Raw genomic sequence first — 336 nt, 5'->3', positions numbered from 1 at the left:
AGCGCTTGCCGCTCGTCAAGGCGCGTGCCAACGCCCACAGGATCGACTGGTCGGCCTACGCGCCGCCGAAGCCGTCCTTCCTCGGCGTGAAAGTCTTCGAAGGCTGGGACCCGGCCGAGCTCGCGCGCTATATCGACTGGACGCCGTTCTTCCAGACCTGGGAGCTGAAGGGCCGTTACCCGAAAATCCTTGACGACGAGGCACAAGGGCCGGCGGCACGCCAGCTCTTCGAAGACGCCCAGGCGATGCTGGCCAAGATCATCGCGGAAAAATGGTTCGCGCCGAAGGGCGTGATCGGCTTCTGGCCGGCGAATACCGTCGGCGACGACATCAGGC

The 336-nt window shown here is 65.2% G+C and carries 1 protein-coding gene; it reads left to right on the top strand.

What is annotated here, in order from left to right:
* The coding region (locus tag EN824_RS33950; RefSeq protein WP_135933197.1) for a vitamin B12 dependent-methionine synthase activation domain-containing protein at nucleotides 1-336 on the top strand (336 nt) is incomplete at both ends.

Origin of the sequence: Mesorhizobium sp. M8A.F.Ca.ET.181.01.1.1 (assembly GCF_004792025.1) — a bacterium.
Taxonomy (GTDB): Bacteria; Pseudomonadota; Alphaproteobacteria; order Rhizobiales; family Rhizobiaceae; genus Mesorhizobium.
The sequence above is the reverse complement of the archived record's forward strand: the minus strand, read 5'-3'. Positions and strand labels throughout refer to the sequence as shown.